Consider the following 16,255-nt stretch of genomic DNA (forward strand, 5'->3'; position numbering starts at 1 on the left):
CGGGCGAGGCTTCCCCCCTCCCCGGGTCGCGGGGTCAGCTCGGGTCCGCCATGCAAGCATTGCCGCGCATGCCCCCGAAAAGTGCGTCAGCGGTTTTCGGACAAGGCGATGCGAAGACACTGCGCAGCGAAGCATCGCCACGCTGGAAGGAGGACAAAACCGCCTACGAAGAACGCCTGGGCCACATGAAAGCAGAGCCCTCTCGCAAAGAGGGCTCCGTCATAACAGGCTTGCAACGCCTCTTTCAGGCGAACAGGAAGTCGCCCTTGTTGAGGCTGCTTTCAGCCACGCCTTTGAGCAGCAGCGTGTCGGATCCAGCGGTCAGAAGCACGCCGTCATCCGTATCGACGGCATGGCTTTTGAAGGACGAGAACGATGTCACGCCGGCCAATTTGACGAGGCTGATGAAATCCTCCCCCTTGAAATCATCGATGACGTCATGCCCATCCCCCCGCGCGAAGACGAAGGTGTCGGCACCGGCGCCGCCCTTCATCCTGTCGTTTCCGGAAGATGAAATAATGGTGTCGTCGCCCGCGCCGCCCCAGAAACGGTTCTTCGCTTCATTGCCGATCAGCAGGTCATCGCCAGCACCACCCTTTGCGTTCTCGATCACGGCGCCATTGGCGATGGAGAAGCCGCCGCCGGTACCCTTGAGGCCGTTGGTTCCTTCGCGCAGGATCTCGCTGAACGAGCCACCGGCATTGTAGGCGGCGGAGGTGATCTGCTTGCGGATGACGCTGGAAAGATCGTCATAGAAATCGGTGGTCTTCAGCGCAGCCAGCGTTCTTGCCATGGCTCCGGTATTGCCCGACGTGTTCAGGGTCGCATCGAACAGGTTGATGATGCTGTAGGCACCACCCGAGACGCTGATCGTATCCGAGCCGCCGGTGTCCCATACGCATGCATAGGCGCGACCGATCGACATATCGCCTTCACCAAGGTCGAGCGACGCGCTTCGGACGGACGTCAAGCGATAGGTGGACGCGCCTTCGGCATAGTCGTCCTTGCCGTATAGTGCCTGCAAGGCGGCAATATCAAGCGCCATATAGGTAACGGCATGGCCGTATTTCACGCCCCCGCTCGCGGGATTGTACGACATGACCGAGTAGCGCTCATTGTCCAGCACACCGGTTACCGCGAGCGGTTCGCCCGTGTCCTCGTTATGCGTGTGCAACAGGCCCATCGAATGGCCGATCTCGTGCAGAACGGTCCAGCTCGCATACTGGCCACCACCCTTTTCAGCGGTCGCCATCAGCGCTTCGGCGCTCGAATTGAAAACCCCCATCTGCCAGCTGTCGCCGGCGGCGCGGTGTGATGTGCCGGGGAACGGGAAAAAGCCTTCCAGGTCCTCATCGATCGGCGCCGACGAGCTGACGAGGACAAGATCCGCCTTTGTCGTGTCCGTGGTTCGGGTCAGGTTGAGATCCGTTACTGCCGAAAGCGAATTGTAAGCCTTGAGAGCAACACTCTTGAAAGCAAAGACGGCATCCGGATTTCCTGTAAACTCCTCGCTGAAGGAGGACCTGAACTCGGAATCCAAGGATAGGCTATTCTGGTTTCCGAAATAATACTGTAGATTTACCTCTCCCCAGACCTTGCTTTCCGTTATCGCATCGAGAAGAGAATTGCTAATCTTTGGTGCCTTGACAATTTTCGCCATTAGATACCCCTATTCATCCCGCACAAGCATTACGAGCGAAAGCGCGAATCGTCCAGATGGAAAATACCGGCAGCAGATTTTCCATCTCCGACAACAAACCACGATCAGAAATGGAGGAAATGCTTCGCGAAAATCCCGATCTTGCCTGACGGAAAATCACCTTCTGTTTTAATCCCCAGGCATTGTCCGCAAACAATCCGCAAAATGCCGGTGAAGATGTAAATCTCTTGCGACAATGCACGATATCGACCGGCAACAAAGGCGGCTGCCGGCCACAACGCTTGGAGTGTCGCTTCGTTTTACAGCGAAAGCCGGAGAATGCTCAGGAAACGCCGAGCGATTCCGCCGAGATCCAGAACACCGCATCCTGCGATTCGGCTGTTTCCAGCCAGACGAAATCGAGATGCGGGAATTCCTCCTCTAGAATTTCCCGCCCCGAGCCGATCTCGCAGATCATGCCGCCTTCGGGATTGAGGTAGGCCGGGGCCTCCTGAAGGATGCGGCGCACGAGATCGAGCCCATCGACGCCGCCGTCATGGGCCATTTCCGGCTCCGCGCGGAATTCCGGCGGATAACCGTCCAGTGCCTCGTGGTCGACATAGGGCGGATTGGTGATGATGAGGTCGTAGGTGCGGCCTTCGAGCGGGGCGAAAAGATCGCCCTGATAAAGCGTCACCTGGTCCTCGACATCGTGTTCATCAAGATTGATTTTTGCCACTTCCAGCGCATCGGCCGAGAGGTCGACCGCATCCACCGTCGCCTGCGGGAAGAATTTTGCCGCGATGACGGCAAGGCAGCCGGAGCCCGTGCAGATATCGACGGCGCTTTCCACCGTCATTGGGTCGGGCAGGAAGGACGAGCCGTTTTCGCCGAGATATTCGGCAAACAGGATTTCGCCGATATGCGAGCGCGGCACGATCACCCGCTCGTCGACATGGAAGCGCACACCCTGGATATAGGCGCGGCCCGTGATGTAGGACGAAGGCTTGCGCGTGGTAACCCGCGTCTCGATACGCTCGGCGAGCATGCGCCGCTCCTCCGGCAGCAGGCGGGCATCAAGGAAGGGATCGAGCGCGTCGATCGGCAGCTCCAGCGAATCGAGCAGCAGATAGGCCGCGTCATCGCTCGCCGTCGTCGTGCCGTGGCCATAGCTGAGATCGGCCGCATTGAAGCGTGAGATCGCATAGCGCCAGTAGTCGCGCAGCGTCACGAGTTCGGTTGTGATGTCTTGCTGTGTCAACGGTGGCCTCGTGTGCGATATTATTGACTGGACTGACCCGGCTTTAGAATGGCAAGGGCGGGGCGGTCAATCGCGACGATAGAGGCTTTCCGCGACAGCATGGCGAAGGATACGCGCAACAGGCAGAAACCCTCCCTCGCCCGCAAGGCGGGCGGGGCGTCGCGTGGGCCTGCCGGCGTCAGGCCTCGCCCGGCCGCCAAACCGAAAACCGCGCCAGAGGGCAAGCGCGTCACCCTGTCGCGCGCACTCTCCAAACTGGGTTTCTGCTCGCGCACGCAAGCCGAGACGCTGATCGCAGAAGGTCGCGTCGCGCTTTCCGGCCGCACCGTCACCGATCCCGAAACCTGGATCGATCTCACCGAAGCCCTCATCACCGTCGACAGCAAACGCGTCGTCGCCGAAGCCCGCCTCTATCTGATGCTGAACAAGCCGCGCGGCCTCGTCACCACAAGGCACGACCCCGAGGGCCGGCCAACGGTGTTCGATTGCCTCGTGGATCATGCCGACGCCCATCTTTCCCCCGTCGGCCGTCTCGACAAGGCGAGCGAAGGCCTGCTGCTCTTCACCAACGACACGCAATTCGCCAACGCTCTGCTCGACCCCGCGACCCATGTCGCAAAAACCTACCACGTTCAGCTGGACCGCATCGCCGACGACGCCGTCCTCGCAGCACTCGAAGCCGGCGTGCATCACGACGGCGAATTTCTGCGGGCAAAGGCCGTGCGCAGGCTGCGCGAGGGCGAGAAAAACTCCTGGCTTGAAATCACCCTCGATGAGGGCCGCAACCGCCAGATCCGCCGCATGCTGGAAGCGCTCGGCATCGAATGCCTGCGTCTCCTGCGCATCTCCATTGGCAATTTGGAACTCGGCACGCTGGAAAAAGGCGCCATGCGCGCCCTCACCGAGGCAGAGATGAAGGATCTGCGCCGTCTCATCCGCCGCAGCTAGCGGAAGGTGACCTCGAGATTCTGCCGGTCGCGCTGTTGCTGACGATGATGCCAGCGCTGGCCACACCAAGGCTTTTCAAGGTACAATCGATCGTCTAGCGGTGATCTTGAAACCGATGTTGCCGGCCTTGAGGACACGGCGTCGTGCGCTTGTGCCATCGGCGGCCTGCATGGAGGCTATCGACAGACTCGGTCTGCATCGAAGCGGACATGATCAGGACCGGCGCTAGCCGGGTGCGCGACGAATCGCGAATCCTTCATTGCGCCCTGCACCATCATCGGCTGCTCTTCGGCGAGCACATATCGACAGAAGATATGCTCCCGACACTTCCTCGGCGGAAAGCCCCGAGCAGGCATGATGCCAGTGCCGATGGCCGTCGATCAGCGAAACGAGGTCGATTTCGACAGTGAAAACCCGCTGGATTGGCCGGACGGTGCGGTCAAACCCCTCATCGCGAGAACTCATAGAAGATTGAGATTGTCGAACGCGGCAAGGCGATCCCGCTCACGCTTGATGGCGTCTACCGACGGCTTGCCGAATGTTCCGGCGTTCATGCTCGAACTCCTCCCCACCGTGCCGAGCCTGCCGCTGGACAAAACCGGCATGTCTTTTTGAACATGATGCTGCCTTGCCGGCAGCGGCCACAAGCAGCAACAGCAGCCGGCGTGTTCTCCGCCGAAGAGAGCGGCGGCAGAATGCCGACAAAACCGTCGAGAGTTCGCTTGACCCTCAAGCCGCTAGAGGAAGTAGCGTCGGGCATGATCGATACGGAGACCGAACATGCCCCTCCTTTCCGCCGCCATCATGGGATTCTACCTTGCGGCCTTCCTTGTTCTCACTGCCCGGTCCGCCCGTGCCGCCGGACGCCCCGTCTGGCTGTCTGCGCTGGACCAGCGGCAAGGGCTGCCGGCTATTCTGTTTCGCGCCTCCTTTGCCGGCGGCTTGCTGTATCCGCTGATGCTGGCAGCCGGGATCGAACCCTTCCGGGAAGCGTTCCCCGTTGCAAGCGAGGTGCGGGTCGCCGGCCTTGCGATAGCGTTTTCCGGCGCGCTTTTCGCTATCCATGCCCAGCACTATATGGGCGCTTCCTGGCGGATCGGCTCGGTGGAAGGGCATTCCGGCGCCATTGTCGATACCGGACCGTTCGGACTTTCCCGCAATCCGGTCTTCGTCGGGCAGGTCGTCCTGTTTGTCGGCTTCATCCTCGCGCGGCCGGATGTGGTGCAGGTCGCTCTTGCAGCATCGGTCGTGCTGGCAGTCTGGCTTCAGGTCCGTACCGAGGAAAGGGTTTTGGTGCACGATCTCGGCGCGCCCTACGAAGATTATCGGAGGCGGGTGCGGCGATGGTTGTGAGGTCAACCCAGTATCTTCGCAAGGCCATTGACGGTGTTGGCGTTGCGCAGCGTGCCGATGCCGAGTTTTTTTGTCGTCAGATGCGATAGCAGCTTCGTCTCGCTCGGTTTACCGCTGAAATCGACCCAAAGGTCGCCATCGACGATATCGAGCTTGATATCAGGCGTGGTCAGCGCTTCCAGCTTTTGCAGGATCTCCCGGCCAAGCGGCTTTCGCATGACGCGGATGCCGACACTCTGCCCGTCACCCCGGGGAAACGGATTTCGCGCGGCGACGCGTTTCCACGCCTCCGCCGTGCGCAGGAGGATATCGACATGTTTGCCGAAGCGGTCACGAAACGCCGCCTCCAGCCGCCCTTCGATCTCGGAAAGCGGCGCCTCCCCGGCCTCGAAGATCAGGTTGCCGGTGGCGACAAGGGTGCGCGGTTCGCGAAAACCAAGCTCTTCGGCCATGGCGCGCAGGTCGGCCATGAGCAGACGTCTCCCAGGGCCAAGCACGATGGAATGCAGGAGCGCGACATAGGTCGTCACGGCTCAGCCTTTTTCAGCGCGCGAAACGCGCCACAGCCGCCACGGAGCCCATCGGGAAAACCGGCTCTCCAGCATCTCGGGTACGGGATCGAAACCATGGGTGCCGCCTGGCCCGCAGCGCACGACGCGAAACAGCGTCATGAAACCGCCTCGCCACAGCCCATGCCGGGCGACGGCCTCGTAGCCGTACTCCGAGCAGGTCGGCAGATGACGGCAGGAATTGCCGATGAAGCCGGACAGCGTCAGTTGGTAGAATCGGATGAAACCCATGCCAAGGAGCCGCCCCGGCGTCTTGCGGAACGGCCCGCGCCAATTGCGGCCCTTGTAGGCGAGGCGCGAAGCATCATGCCGGCATTCCGGGGCATTGCACATGCCCCTCACCCGGTCGTTTCAAGCCGCTTCGCCTCGATCTGGCCTATGGCATCCACCACGGCATCGAAGGTCAGCATGGTGGAGGCGTGGCGGGCCTTGTAGTCCTTGACGGGTTTGAGGAAGCGCATGTCCTCGAAACGGCCGCCCGGCCCCTCGCCGTCGGCCTTCAGCATGGCGAGCATATCTTCCCGCGCCTGGCGGATTTCCGAGACCGTAGCGCCAATCACATGGCGCGCCATGACCGAAGACGACGCCTGGCCAAGCGCGCAGGCCTTCACCTCATGGGCGAAGTCGCTGACCCTATCGCCATCGAGCTTCAGATACACCTTCACGCGCGAACCGCAGAGCTTGGAATGGGCGCCAGCCTCCGCATCCGCATCCGGCAGCGTGCCGATCCGGGGGATGTTGCCGGCGAATTCCAAAATGCGGCTGTTATAGATATCGTCCATCATGGCCCTGTTTTCCGCGCTTTTTGCGGAATCTTCAATGATCCGAGCAGATTATTCCGGTCACGTCGGGAAAAAAGCACGGCGTGTCGCCTCCCGCCTCTTTCGCACTTGGTGATCGATACTATATGATAACTCGTATTGGGGTGAGCGTTTTGCAAGAAGCGGACAAGCGGAAGGCAGACATCACCTGTTGTTTGGGAAACCGTGCCGGACGGTCAGCGCACTGTTAAGCGAAGACCAGAAAGCCCCGGAGCCCGCCGACGGAACCCAAGCCTGCAGGGTTAGGCGAATGGCCAGTGGCGAGTCCGATAAACACGTCAGGTAACCTGCAGAAAGGTCATGGGTCCATGGACGCCATAGTCACCAATTTTCCGCGTATCGACGACCAGTCGGACCGCCCTTCGCAGAAGGAAGCCGAGGACGCCGTTCGCGTGCTGCTGCGCTGGGCGGGCGATGACCCGCAGCGCGAAGGCCTGCTCGATACGCCGAAGCGCGTCGCAAAGGCCTATCGTGAACTGTTCTCCGGTTATGACCTCGCCGCGGAGGATGTGCTCGGCCGCACCTTCGAGGAAGTCGCCGGCTATGACGACATGGTGCTGGTAAAGGACATTCCGTTCTTCTCGCATTGCGAACACCATATGGTGCCGATCATCGGCAAGGCGCATGTCGCCTATCTGCCGAACGGCCGCGTTCTCGGCCTCTCCAAGATCGCCCGCGTTGTTGAAATCTTCGGCCGTCGCCTGCAGACGCAGGAAACCATGACGGCGCAGATCGCGAAATCGATCGACGAGACGCTGAACCCACGCGGCGTGGCCGTGATGATCGAGGCCGAGCATATGTGCATGGCGATGCGCGGCATCCAGAAACAGGGCTCGACAACGCTCACCACCACCTTTACCGGTGCCTTCAAGACCGAACCGACCGAGCAGGTCCGGTTCATGACAATGATCCGGAGCTAGGCGAAAACGGCTCCGCAGGACGGAGCCGACCGCCATGACGATCACCTTCGACGCCCCTTCCAAGGACAAGGCCGAACTCGAAACGGGTCCGGCCTTCACACCGCGTTTCGACGAGCACGGTCTCGTCACGGCCGTGGTGACGGATGCGAAGGATGGCGAGTTGCTGATGGTCGCGCACATGAATGCCGAATCGCTGGCGCTGACCATAGAGACCGGCATCGCTCACTATTGGAGCCGTTCGCGCAAAGCGCTCTGGAAGAAGGGCGAAACCTCCGGCAACCTTCAGACCGTCGTGGAACTCCGAACCGACTGCGACCAGGATGCGGTCTGGCTGAAGGTTTCCGTCGCCGGCCATGATGCGACCTGCCACACGGGTCGTCGCTCCTGCTTCTACCGCACGGTTTCAAACGGATCGGACGGTGCGGTGCTGACAATGGCGGGGGGTGAACCGCAGTTCGATCCTTCAGCCGTCTACAGCAAAAATTAAGCATCTGCATAGTTTCTGGCCCGTTCCGGGACGGATTCACCCTTTGGCAACCGGTTCGGACGCCTAATCCATCCCATGGCGGCTGCTATCCCCGCCATGCGGATCAGGACATGGAACACCATCGCTCGTATGCGTCACGACCGGTTTCCAGGACCACCTCGAAAGGGGTGACGATCCCGCGGGCAAGCGCCCTCCTCCAGCCTCGACCGGACGCACTCGGCGGAGCTTTCAGGCTCTCTTCGCGCCTCCAAGTTCCCCACGTCACAGACTGCATATACCCTGTCACTTATTGTGTTCCCGAGGACGCCGAGGCACTGGAACCGATTGCCTCGCCGCGAATTCCTTTTGGGTACGGAGGTCCGGCATGTTGAACTGGAGTTTTAATCGTAGTCTCGTAACGGCGGATGCTTCAGATCCGGGCGGCCCTTCAATGAACGATATGTCCCACATCCCTGTGCCGGCCCCGCCGCGCAAATCCAAGATCGCGCTTGCCCTCGGCGGCGGCGCTGCCCGTGGCTGGGCCCATATCGGGGTGCTGCGGGCGCTGGAAGAGGAAGGCATCGAGATCGGCATGATCGCGGGCACCTCGATCGGCGCCCTCGTCGGCGGCTGTTATCTCGCCGGTAAGCTGGATGAGCTGGAGGCGTTTGCCCGCTCGCTCACCATGCGGCGCATCGCGAGCCTGCTCGATTTCACCATTCGTGGCTCCGGTCTTTTCGGCGGCATGCGGTTGACGCGGCGCATGCAGGAACATCTGGAGCACCTCTCGATCGAGGATCTCGACCGCCCGTTCGTCGCCGTCGCGACGGAAGTCAACAGCGGTCACGAGGTCTGGATCAACAGCGGTTCGCTGATCACGGCGCTGCGCGCCTCCTATGCCCTGCCGGGCATTTTCGAGCCGATCAAGTGCAACAACCGCACGCTGGTCGATGGCGCCTTGGTCAACCCCGTGCCCGTCTCGGTCTGCCGGGCCCATGAAGAGCCGCTGGTCGTCGCCGTCAACCTCAACTATGATCTCTACGGCCGCTCCGCCGTCATCAAGCACAGCGCGAGCCCCCAGAAAATCGACGAGAACAGGCAGGAAGACAGCGCCGCGCGCCTGGGCCTCACCGGCGTCATGGTGCAGTCCTTCAACATCATTCAGGATCGTATTTCCCGCGCCCGCCTTGCCGGCGATCCGCCGGATCTCGCGCTGCACCCGAAGTTGTCGGATATCGGCCTGTCGGAGTTCCACCGCGCAGGCGAATCCATCGATCGCGGCTATCTCGAGGCGAAGGCTCGGATTTTCGAGATCAAGCGCATGCAGGAAGTGGTGATGGCGCGCTGAGATCAACGCGCATCTGGAAACTCGGCGGGCGGGACGATGGAGATCGTTCCGCCCGAAACCGTTCCAGTGGCAGCACTAGCTGGCAATATAGGCCTTGATGGCTTCAGCTTCGTGCTTGATCGCGCGAATGTGGGATTTCACCACGTCGCCGATCGAGATAATGCCGACAAGCCGCCCGTCCTTTTCCACCGGGATGTGACGAGCACGAAGCGTACTCATCATTTCCATGAGCTGTTCAACGGTTTCCGTCTCGCTGCAGCGATGGACATTGCCCCACATGATGGAGGAAATGGGTTTGTCCAGGCATTCTGCCCCGTTACGGGCAATGGCCGCCACGATATCGCGCTCGGTCAAAATGCCGGCAATACGGTCATTTCGATCGACGATGACAATCGCGCCGATGTGGTTTTCATGGAGATAGACGGCAGCCTGTCTTACCGTGAGCTGCGGGCCGCCGGTTACGACGTTGCGGCCTTTTTCGTCCAGTATCGTCTTTACATACATGCGTACCTCCCGTGTGCATCATGACGCAGAGAGGCGGGACACCCGCGCAGGGATGCCCTGCCTGTACCAGAAACATCCTTTCCTCCTTGGATGTTCCTTGTCCCGGTGTGCATGTGCGAACCGGAACAAGGACATGGTGCGCTACGACAGAGGCGATTGCAAGACCGCTAATGGACTATCGTTAATCCCGGCGGGCCTCGGTCGTTGCAACGTCGAACAGCGGGAAAAAAAGGAAACCGAACAGGAAGCCGCCGATATGCGCCTCCCAGGCCACCGCCCCACCGGCCACGGAGCCGAAAATCTGGCCGAAGCCGATCAGGAAGTTGGTGAGAAACCAGATGCCGGAGAAGACGAGCACCGACCGGTTCGACAGCGCCTCGGAGATCGTCAGTCGCCGGTTGAGATGCGCGAACTGGCGGCTGATGCGGCCGCTCGGCGAGAAGACGAAACGCGCGGCCGCGCCCATCAGGCCGGAAACGACGCCGGAAGCGCCGACGACGAGAATCATCGCCCCCCAATGCAGCGCAGTGTGAAACGCCACGGCCGCGATGGCGCAAAGGCCCCAGAAGATGAAGAAGCGCGTGAGCCCGATACGCCGCACGACAGGCGCACCGAAGGCGACCATCCAGAAGGCGTTGAAGATCAGGTGCTCCCAGCTGCCATGCAGCAGCGAATAGGTAACGGGGCTCCACAGCCAGCCCAGATCCTGCTCCGAAAAGGGGATCGTGTAACGCCCGGGAATGAAGGCGAACGTCAGGAGAACCGATTCGTCCGTGACCGAGGACAGCAGATAGGTGCGCACGACATGGATGAGCGTCAGCACCACCAGCACGAAGACAAGGCCGCCAGGCAGGTTGAAAGCAGGCTCCCGCTTGTGGACATCCACGCCATCACCCCGCATTTCAACGCCGTCACTGCTCATGGTCGATCCACCAAATTCATAAAATACGAATCGCGCTTATACAGACAAAAGAAAGGCCGTGCAGCTTTCGCTGACGGCCGGTGCCCCCAATCCCCGGGGCTGAAATCGATGTGCAGTAAACCATTCCCTCGTGGAGGGATGGCGAAATGTTTGGCCAAAATCGCCCGGCCGCGCAATCGAAACCAATTGTTAACCTTAATATCGAGGTGGCACGAAACTCGCACCGCTCTCCATAGATGCCCGTTTAGCCCGCTTTCGCGTGCCGGAACGGTACAGAACCGAATGGATATGAGCATGCAGACGAAAGCCGTGACGGCTCTTTACGATTATTGGACGCGTCAGCGTGGCGATCGCCTTGTTCCGCCGCGCAGCGCAATCGAGCCCGCCGATATCGCCGCCATCCTTCCCGATGTCTTCATCCTGGAGCACAGCGGACTGCACGATCCACGCTTTCGGCTCGCCGGCACCCGCTTCTGCGCCCAGTTCGGTCGCGAGCTGAAGAACACTGCCTTCGATGCGCTTTTTGCACCGGACCAGCGCAACCGGATCGCCCGCATCACCGAAAACGTCATGGCGCACGGTGCGCCCGCCACCATGCAGGTGCAACTCGTCGACGGTACGCTCGAAACGACCGAGGCGGAAATCGTGCTCCTGCCGCTCACCTCGAAGGGGCGTGCGGCCGATCGCATCATCGGCGCCTTTGCGCCCCTGCCCGGCCAGCGCCAGCCGCTTGCCGCCTTCCGCTACGCCACGCTCGGCTCTCTCTCGGTGATCGACCCGAGCCGCACGCATGCTGCCGCCGGCAACCGCCCGGCAATCCCCATGCCGGCCTCGATCATGACCATGCGGCCGCCCGCTTTCGGCCAGACGGTCAGCCGCGTTCTGCACTTGAGAATATTCGAAGGCGGGCGACAGGCGGAGGATTTGCGCGAGCGCTAGGCGCCATCACAACTCAAGACACCTAAAAATTGCCGTAGCGTGAGGAGCCCATCACTTTTCAAAGCCGCGGCAAACCTTCTGTTAACCGCGAAAGCTTAAGACTTGGAAAGACATAAGATCATCAGGCCCGCGCGCACATGTATTCCTTCCAGCAAGCATCGCCCGCCGCCCGCAAACCGCAGCCCGACCAGCGGAGCTTTCAGCGTGTTTCGGTGAACCTGCCCGGCCGGCTGATGCTGCCCAATCACGATGAATACGACTGCTCCGTCATCGACATGTCGCCGGGCGACGCCAGCTTCATCTGCGCCGCCCGCCCCCGCGTCGGCGAACGTATCATCGCCTATGTCGATCATCTCGGTCGCATCGAAGGCAACGTCGCAAACCTCAACGACGAAGGCTTTGCGATCACCCTCACCGCCACGGACCGCAAGCGCGAGAAGCTCGCGGCACAGCTGACCTGGATCGCCAACAAACACGAACTGGGCCTTCCCGAGGACCGTCGCCACAACCGCCTGACACCGCGCAACACGCGCACCGAAATCACGCTCGATGACGGCCGGCGCTACCCTTGCCGCATCATCGACCTTTCGATGTCCGGCGCGGCCGTCGATATCGACGTGCGCCCGGCACTCGGCACGCCCGTGCAGCTCGGCAACATGAAGGGCCGCGTCGTGCGCCATTTCCAGGAAGGCGTGGCGATCGAGTTCTCGTCGGTCCAGCCAAAGGAAGCGCTCACCTCCTTCCTGTAGCATTTCGATACGAGACAATGGTGGAACTGTTTCACAAGGGCCCTGCGGGGCCCTTTGCTGTTTCAATACGGCGCATCGCAAATTCCCCGAATTATTTTTGAACTTTTTTTGCCCCCCGGAATCGCTCCAAAGCGAAGAAAACGCTCGGCGCAAGATCTTTCTGATCCAAAAAGACAGCCATCTGACCATGATCGGCCGCACGCGACGCCGGAGCGTCCGCATGCGCAGCGACTGCCGCAGTGAAAATAAAGCCACAAAATCAATTTCTTAGGCGCTTGTCGTTTGATCGCCGACACACAAATTCCGTTCAAATTTTAATCAAAACCGCATCAAATACAGATAAAAATCAATTCAAGTTTTGTTTTCATTTTATACTTATGCAATGTTGATTTGAACTAAGTTATACTTCCGACTTTCGCGTAAGATCAAAAAGTCCGTGTCATTGTCCCATCATCAAACGGGGACAGAACAATGACAAAAACACTTAAGACAGGGGCATTCGCGTTTCTCTTCTCTCTGGCCGCCGCGCAGGCCGCCATGGCCTTGCCGGCCAATATTCCGCTTGCCGGTGCGACCAACCAGCCGATCGGCCACTACGAATTCTGCAAGCGGTACGCCGACGAATGCGGCTCGAACGGCAAGGATGCCGGCCCGCTCGCTCTGACGCAGGAAAACTGGAAGACGATCCTCAACGTCAACTACTCGGCCAACACGGACGTGCAGCCGATGACCGACATGGATATCTACGGCGTCGAGGAAGAATGGGCCTATCCGGATGCGGTGGGCGACTGCGAAGACTACGTGCTTCTCAAGCGCAAGCGCCTGATCGAAGCCGGCATTTCGCCCTCCAACCTTCTGATCACGGTCGTGCTTCAGCCGAACGGCGAAGGCCATGCCGTGCTGACCGTGCGCACCGATCGCGGCGACTTCGTGCTCGACAACATGCGCAACAAGGTCCTGCTCTGGTCCGAAACCGAATATCGCTACCTGAAGCGCCAGTCCTCGGCCAATGCCGGCAAGTGGGTCAAGCTTCAGGACGGTCGTGCCGACGCCGTCGGTAGCGTCAAGTAACACTGCCGGCGCTGATCCCAGCGCCGCATGAGGAGATTGCCCGGCGACCCGCCGGGCACGCAAAAGGGCCCGGTCAGTCCCCCAATCCCCGTCCCGACCTCGGCCCTGCGGCCGGTTCCGCTGTCCCCGGAACCGGCCGCCCCCTTTTTCGGGCATGCCAGCCCACACCGCAATTCATCGAAAATTAACCATGCTCGCAGAACCTGTCCGCAAGAGATTCAGGCATATCTGGGTCCCGATTTTCTCAGGGATATGCGAGAAATGATGGCCTTTGCGACGACAGGCGACGACGAGCACGCACCGCTCCTCTCCAACCGTCTGCTGGCGCGACTGACCATCGGCGTCGCGGTTCTCGCCAGCCTCACAATCGGCATCAGCCTAGTCGGCCGCATGCTCGGAGAACGCATCGCCCTGGCAGGCCACACGGAAAATGCCGAGCCGGTCGATGTCATCATCGGCCAGGACCAGATCCGCCTCCCTGCCAATGTCATCCGCTTCGAAGACCAGCGCCAGACCGGCCGTGCCGAGCGCGTCGATCTCTACCTCACCTGGCCGGAGATGCAGGGTTATACCAATGTCCAACGCAGCCGCTTCAATGACGGCAACCGCCCGGAAAGCTTGATTTTCCTCAACCTTTCGCAGAGCACCATGTCGAAGGATATGTCCGGCCGGCTGGAGCCGATCTACAGCCACCTCTTCGACGGTCACACGGAACTCGGGCCCGCCGCGCTGACGCTGCGCCACCTCAAGGAAAACACCGGCTACGGCGGCGAGGTGTTCTTCACCGGCACACTGCCGGACGGCTCCCCTTATGCCGTACGCTGCATGATGCCGACGGACGAAGCGCAATCCACCAGTGCGGATTGCCAGCGCGATATCCACATCGGTCGCGATCTTTCCGTGCTTTACCGCTTTTCGAGCAGACTTTTGCCGCAGTGGCAGGCCATGGAGGCGCGCGTTCGCGACTATCTCGGCCAGTCTTTCGTGCAGAACGGCCGTCTCGTCGCCACCGCCCGTGGCCGATAAAAAAGCGTCAATCTCAGAAACCAATGATTCATCATAAACCGATTGGTAACGCTGTCCCCGCTACTGTGCTGCCAACGGTCGTTCAGGGACCTCCGCCTGAACGCCATCTGCAATCCGAGAATGAAGAGTAACGTAGTGTCCCGTTCCGTATTCCTCGATTTCCTCCCCCGCTCCTGTCAGGCAGTTGCCACTGTGGCGAAAGGTCTGGTGATGGTCGGGATGGTCGCCACCGTCGCAGTTGCGACGCCCGCGCAAGCCGCCCCGAAATATGCCGGCATCGTGATCGACGTCAAAACCGGCAAGGTGCTCTACAGCGAGGATGCCGACGAGCTGCGTTACCCGGCGTCTCTCACCAAGATGATGACGCTGTACCTGACATTCGAAGCGCTCGAAGCCGGGAAAATCCGTCTCAACACCCGCGTTCCCTTCTCGAAGAATGCCGCAAGCGAACCGCCGACCAAGCTCGGTGTCGGCGTCGGCAACGCGATCACGGTCGAACAGGCCATGCTCGGCCTCATCACGCGCTCGGCGAACGACGCCTCGACGGCGCTTGCCGAAATGCTGGGCGGCTCGGAAGAGCGTTTTGCCCGCATCATGACGCAGAAAGCCCGGGCGCTCGGCATGACGCGCACCACCTACCGCAACGCCAACGGGCTGCCCAACACGGCGCAGGTCACGACCGCCCGTGACCAGGCTCGCCTCGGCATCGCGCTTCGCCAGCATTTCCCGCAATATTACGACTACTTCTCGGTTCGCAGCTTCCGCTTCGGCAAGCAGACCATCAACGGCCACAACCGCCTGCTCGGCAGCGTGCGCGGCGTCGATGGCATCAAGACCGGCTATACCCGCGCCTCCGGCTACAACCTGGTGACCTCGGCGGTTGCCGATGGCCGCAGCGTCGTCGGCGTCGTGCTCGGCGGCCGTTCGGGTGGCGCCCGCGACCAGCAGATGCGCAAGCTGATCGCCGCCTACATGCCGAAGGCCTCGCGCCGCGGCGGTGGCGACCTGATCGCCGAAACCAAGGATGCGCCGACGCTGACCGCCGAAGTCGCAAGCGAAGCGGTGACCGCCTCGGCAAGCGGTACGCTCAGCAACCGCGCGATGGAACTGCCGGAAAACGGCCCGATCCCGACCTATCGCTACAACGAAGCCCGCATCGAGACGGCCTATGCCGCGACATCGGGTGCAAACGAGATCATCGGCAAGCGTGCGCTTGCCGCGACGCTCAAGCTGCAGCGTGAAAGCGTCGTTCCGGCGGAAGACCTGACGGAACAGGGCGATACGGGCGACGCGCTCGACAAGCTGACGACTTCCTCGACCACCACGGCGGCCATAGCGTCTGAATCCACGCCCTCCGGCTGGGTCATTCAGATCGGTGCCACGCCGGACAAGGGCCAGGCGCAGGAGCTGCTCTCCAAGGCAAAGAACTCCGGCGGCAAGGCGCTTTCGAGCGCGATGCCCTTCACGGTCGCCGTCAACAGCGGCAGCGGCGAACTCTATCGTGCCCGCTTTGGCGGTTTCGACAACCAGAACGGCGCAGCCGCTGCCTGCAAGGTGCTGAAGCGCAAGGGTTTTGCCTGCTGGGCCAGCCAGCAGTAACGAGATTGGACTGCGCTCAGCGGCGCAGTCTCCGAACTACCGTCTTGCGCCCGCAACAGCATCGGTCAGGTATTGCGTACCGATGGCTGCGGGGGGAAGACAGGCGGGTGTCGCATGTAG

The 16,255-nt window shown here is 61.1% G+C and carries 18 protein-coding genes; 10 read left to right on the forward strand and 8 right to left on the reverse strand.

Going from position 1 to position 16,255, the window contains the following annotated elements:
- Positions 1-244 precede the first annotated feature (244 nt).
- From MUO32_RS10730 to prmB, 3 genes are all read right to left on the reverse strand, one after another.
- Positions 245-1,540 (reverse strand): M10 family metallopeptidase, encoded by a 1,296-nt coding sequence (locus tag MUO32_RS10730; protein WP_257948272.1) that lies wholly within the window; start codon positions 1,538-1,540, stop codon positions 245-247.
- 133 nt (positions 1,541-1,673) lie between these two features.
- Positions 1,674-1,916 (reverse strand): hypothetical protein, encoded by a 243-nt coding sequence (locus tag MUO32_RS10735; protein ID WP_257948273.1) that lies wholly within the window; start codon positions 1,914-1,916, stop codon positions 1,674-1,676.
- 66 nt (positions 1,917-1,982) lie between these two features.
- Positions 1,983-2,900, reverse strand: a complete 918-nt coding sequence (gene prmB, locus MUO32_RS10740; RefSeq protein WP_257948274.1) for a 50S ribosomal protein L3 N(5)-glutamine methyltransferase — start codon at positions 2,898-2,900, stop codon at positions 1,983-1,985.
- Positions 2,901-2,999: 99 nt separating this feature from the next.
- On the opposite strand from prmB, the gene MUO32_RS10745 reads away from it, so the two are divergent.
- A complete protein-coding gene (locus MUO32_RS10745) occupies positions 3,000-3,848 on the forward strand; it encodes a pseudouridine synthase (RefSeq protein ID WP_257948275.1) in 849 nt (282 codons plus the stop codon).
- Positions 3,849-4,628: 780 nt separating this feature from the next.
- Entirely contained in the window at positions 4,629-5,201 is a 573-nt protein-coding gene (locus tag MUO32_RS10750; RefSeq protein WP_257948277.1) for an isoprenylcysteine carboxylmethyltransferase family protein, read from the forward strand.
- Between the two features lie 2 nt (positions 5,202-5,203).
- Here MUO32_RS10750 and MUO32_RS10755 read toward each other — a convergent pair whose 3' ends face one another.
- From MUO32_RS10755 to MUO32_RS10765, 3 genes are read right to left on the reverse strand one after another with little or no spacing between them, the layout of a single operon-like run.
- The gene (locus MUO32_RS10755) at positions 5,204-5,731 is read right to left on the reverse strand and encodes a DUF1697 domain-containing protein (RefSeq protein WP_257948278.1); all 528 of its coding nucleotides are present in this window, start codon (positions 5,729-5,731) and stop codon (positions 5,204-5,206) included.
- 3 nt (positions 5,732-5,734) lie between these two features.
- Positions 5,735-6,103 carry a membrane protein insertion efficiency factor YidD gene (yidD, locus tag MUO32_RS10760; protein WP_257948279.1) on the reverse strand — a complete coding sequence of 123 codons (369 nt, stop codon included), beginning with the start codon at positions 6,101-6,103 and terminating at the stop codon, positions 5,735-5,737.
- Positions 6,104-6,108: 5 nt separating this feature from the next.
- The gene (locus tag MUO32_RS10765) at positions 6,109-6,555 is read right to left on the reverse strand and encodes an iron-sulfur cluster assembly scaffold protein (RefSeq protein ID WP_257948280.1); all 447 of its coding nucleotides are present in this window, start codon (positions 6,553-6,555) and stop codon (positions 6,109-6,111) included.
- Positions 6,556-6,899: 344 nt separating this feature from the next.
- Here MUO32_RS10765 and folE point away from each other — a divergent pair, with 344 nt between their 5' ends.
- From folE to MUO32_RS10780, 3 genes are all read left to right on the forward strand, one after another.
- Positions 6,900-7,511 (forward strand): GTP cyclohydrolase I FolE, encoded by a 612-nt coding sequence (folE, locus tag MUO32_RS10770; protein WP_257948281.1) that lies wholly within the window; start codon positions 6,900-6,902, stop codon positions 7,509-7,511.
- 34 nt (positions 7,512-7,545) lie between these two features.
- On the forward strand, positions 7,546-7,998 hold the full coding sequence (gene hisI, locus MUO32_RS10775) for a phosphoribosyl-AMP cyclohydrolase (RefSeq protein WP_257948282.1): 453 nt from the start codon (positions 7,546-7,548) through the stop codon (positions 7,996-7,998).
- A gap of 364 nt (positions 7,999-8,362) precedes the next feature.
- The gene (locus tag MUO32_RS10780) at positions 8,363-9,325 is read left to right on the forward strand and encodes a patatin-like phospholipase family protein (protein WP_257948283.1); all 963 of its coding nucleotides are present in this window, start codon (positions 8,363-8,365) and stop codon (positions 9,323-9,325) included.
- A gap of 75 nt (positions 9,326-9,400) precedes the next feature.
- On the opposite strand, the gene MUO32_RS10785 is transcribed toward MUO32_RS10780, so the two are convergent.
- Positions 9,401-9,829: a CBS domain-containing protein gene (locus MUO32_RS10785; RefSeq protein ID WP_257948284.1), complete on the reverse strand. Its 429-nt coding sequence runs from the start codon at positions 9,827-9,829 to the stop codon at positions 9,401-9,403.
- Positions 9,830-10,010: 181 nt separating this feature from the next.
- Complete coding sequence (locus tag MUO32_RS10790; protein WP_257948285.1) at positions 10,011-10,751, reverse strand: rhomboid family intramembrane serine protease; 741 nt, start codon at positions 10,749-10,751, stop codon at positions 10,011-10,013.
- A 294-nt stretch (positions 10,752-11,045) separates the two neighbouring features.
- On the opposite strand from MUO32_RS10790, the gene MUO32_RS10795 reads away from it, so the two are divergent.
- The 5 genes from MUO32_RS10795 (at position 11,046) to MUO32_RS10815 (ending at position 16,135) form a co-directional block, all read left to right on the forward strand.
- On the forward strand, positions 11,046-11,690 hold the full coding sequence (locus tag MUO32_RS10795) for a PAS domain-containing protein (RefSeq protein ID WP_257948286.1): 645 nt from the start codon (positions 11,046-11,048) through the stop codon (positions 11,688-11,690).
- A 137-nt stretch (positions 11,691-11,827) separates the two neighbouring features.
- Positions 11,828-12,439: a PilZ domain-containing protein gene (locus MUO32_RS10800; RefSeq protein ID WP_257948287.1), complete on the forward strand. Its 612-nt coding sequence runs from the start codon at positions 11,828-11,830 to the stop codon at positions 12,437-12,439.
- A gap of 471 nt (positions 12,440-12,910) precedes the next feature.
- Positions 12,911-13,510 carry a transglutaminase-like cysteine peptidase gene (locus tag MUO32_RS10805; RefSeq protein WP_257948288.1) on the forward strand — a complete coding sequence of 200 codons (600 nt, stop codon included), beginning with the start codon at positions 12,911-12,913 and terminating at the stop codon, positions 13,508-13,510.
- Between the two features lie 261 nt (positions 13,511-13,771).
- Positions 13,772-14,536, forward strand: a complete 765-nt coding sequence (locus MUO32_RS10810) for a hypothetical protein (RefSeq protein ID WP_308311280.1) — start codon at positions 13,772-13,774, stop codon at positions 14,534-14,536.
- A gap of 120 nt (positions 14,537-14,656) precedes the next feature.
- A complete protein-coding gene (locus MUO32_RS10815; protein ID WP_257948289.1) occupies positions 14,657-16,135 on the forward strand; it encodes a D-alanyl-D-alanine carboxypeptidase in 1,479 nt (492 codons plus the stop codon).
- Positions 16,136-16,255 lie beyond the last annotated feature (120 nt).

The sequence above is a fragment of the Shinella sp. CPCC 101442 genome (assembly GCF_024704725.1).
GTDB lineage: Bacteria > Pseudomonadota > Alphaproteobacteria > Rhizobiales > Rhizobiaceae > Shinella.

Bases quoted from the DNA above. Each gene is read 5' to 3' on its own strand.
- MUO32_RS10745 (WP_257948275.1), top strand. From the start codon at position 3,000: ATGGCGAAGGATACGCGCAACAGGCAGAAACCCTCCCTCGCCCGCAAG.
- MUO32_RS10750 (WP_257948277.1), top strand. From the start codon at position 4,629: ATGCCCCTCCTTTCCGCCGCCATCATGGGATTCTACCTTGCGGCCTTC.
- yidD (WP_257948279.1), bottom strand. From the start codon at position 6,103: ATGTGCAATGCCCCGGAATGCCGGCATGATGCTTCGCGCCTCGCCTAC.
- MUO32_RS10765 (WP_257948280.1), bottom strand. From the start codon at position 6,555: ATGATGGACGATATCTATAACAGCCGCATTTTGGAATTCGCCGGCAAC.
- folE (WP_257948281.1), top strand. From the start codon at position 6,900: ATGGACGCCATAGTCACCAATTTTCCGCGTATCGACGACCAGTCGGAC.
- hisI (WP_257948282.1), top strand. From the start codon at position 7,546: ATGACGATCACCTTCGACGCCCCTTCCAAGGACAAGGCCGAACTCGAA.
- MUO32_RS10780 (WP_257948283.1), top strand. From the start codon at position 8,363: ATGTTGAACTGGAGTTTTAATCGTAGTCTCGTAACGGCGGATGCTTCA.
- MUO32_RS10785 (WP_257948284.1), bottom strand. From the start codon at position 9,829: ATGTATGTAAAGACGATACTGGACGAAAAAGGCCGCAACGTCGTAACC.
- MUO32_RS10790 (WP_257948285.1), bottom strand. From the start codon at position 10,751: ATGAGCAGTGACGGCGTTGAAATGCGGGGTGATGGCGTGGATGTCCAC.
- MUO32_RS10795 (WP_257948286.1), top strand. From the start codon at position 11,046: ATGCAGACGAAAGCCGTGACGGCTCTTTACGATTATTGGACGCGTCAG.
- MUO32_RS10800 (WP_257948287.1), top strand. From the start codon at position 11,828: ATGTATTCCTTCCAGCAAGCATCGCCCGCCGCCCGCAAACCGCAGCCC.
- MUO32_RS10805 (WP_257948288.1), top strand. From the start codon at position 12,911: ATGACAAAAACACTTAAGACAGGGGCATTCGCGTTTCTCTTCTCTCTG.
- MUO32_RS10810 (WP_308311280.1), top strand. From the start codon at position 13,772: ATGATGGCCTTTGCGACGACAGGCGACGACGAGCACGCACCGCTCCTC.
- MUO32_RS10815 (WP_257948289.1), top strand. From the start codon at position 14,657: ATGAAGAGTAACGTAGTGTCCCGTTCCGTATTCCTCGATTTCCTCCCC.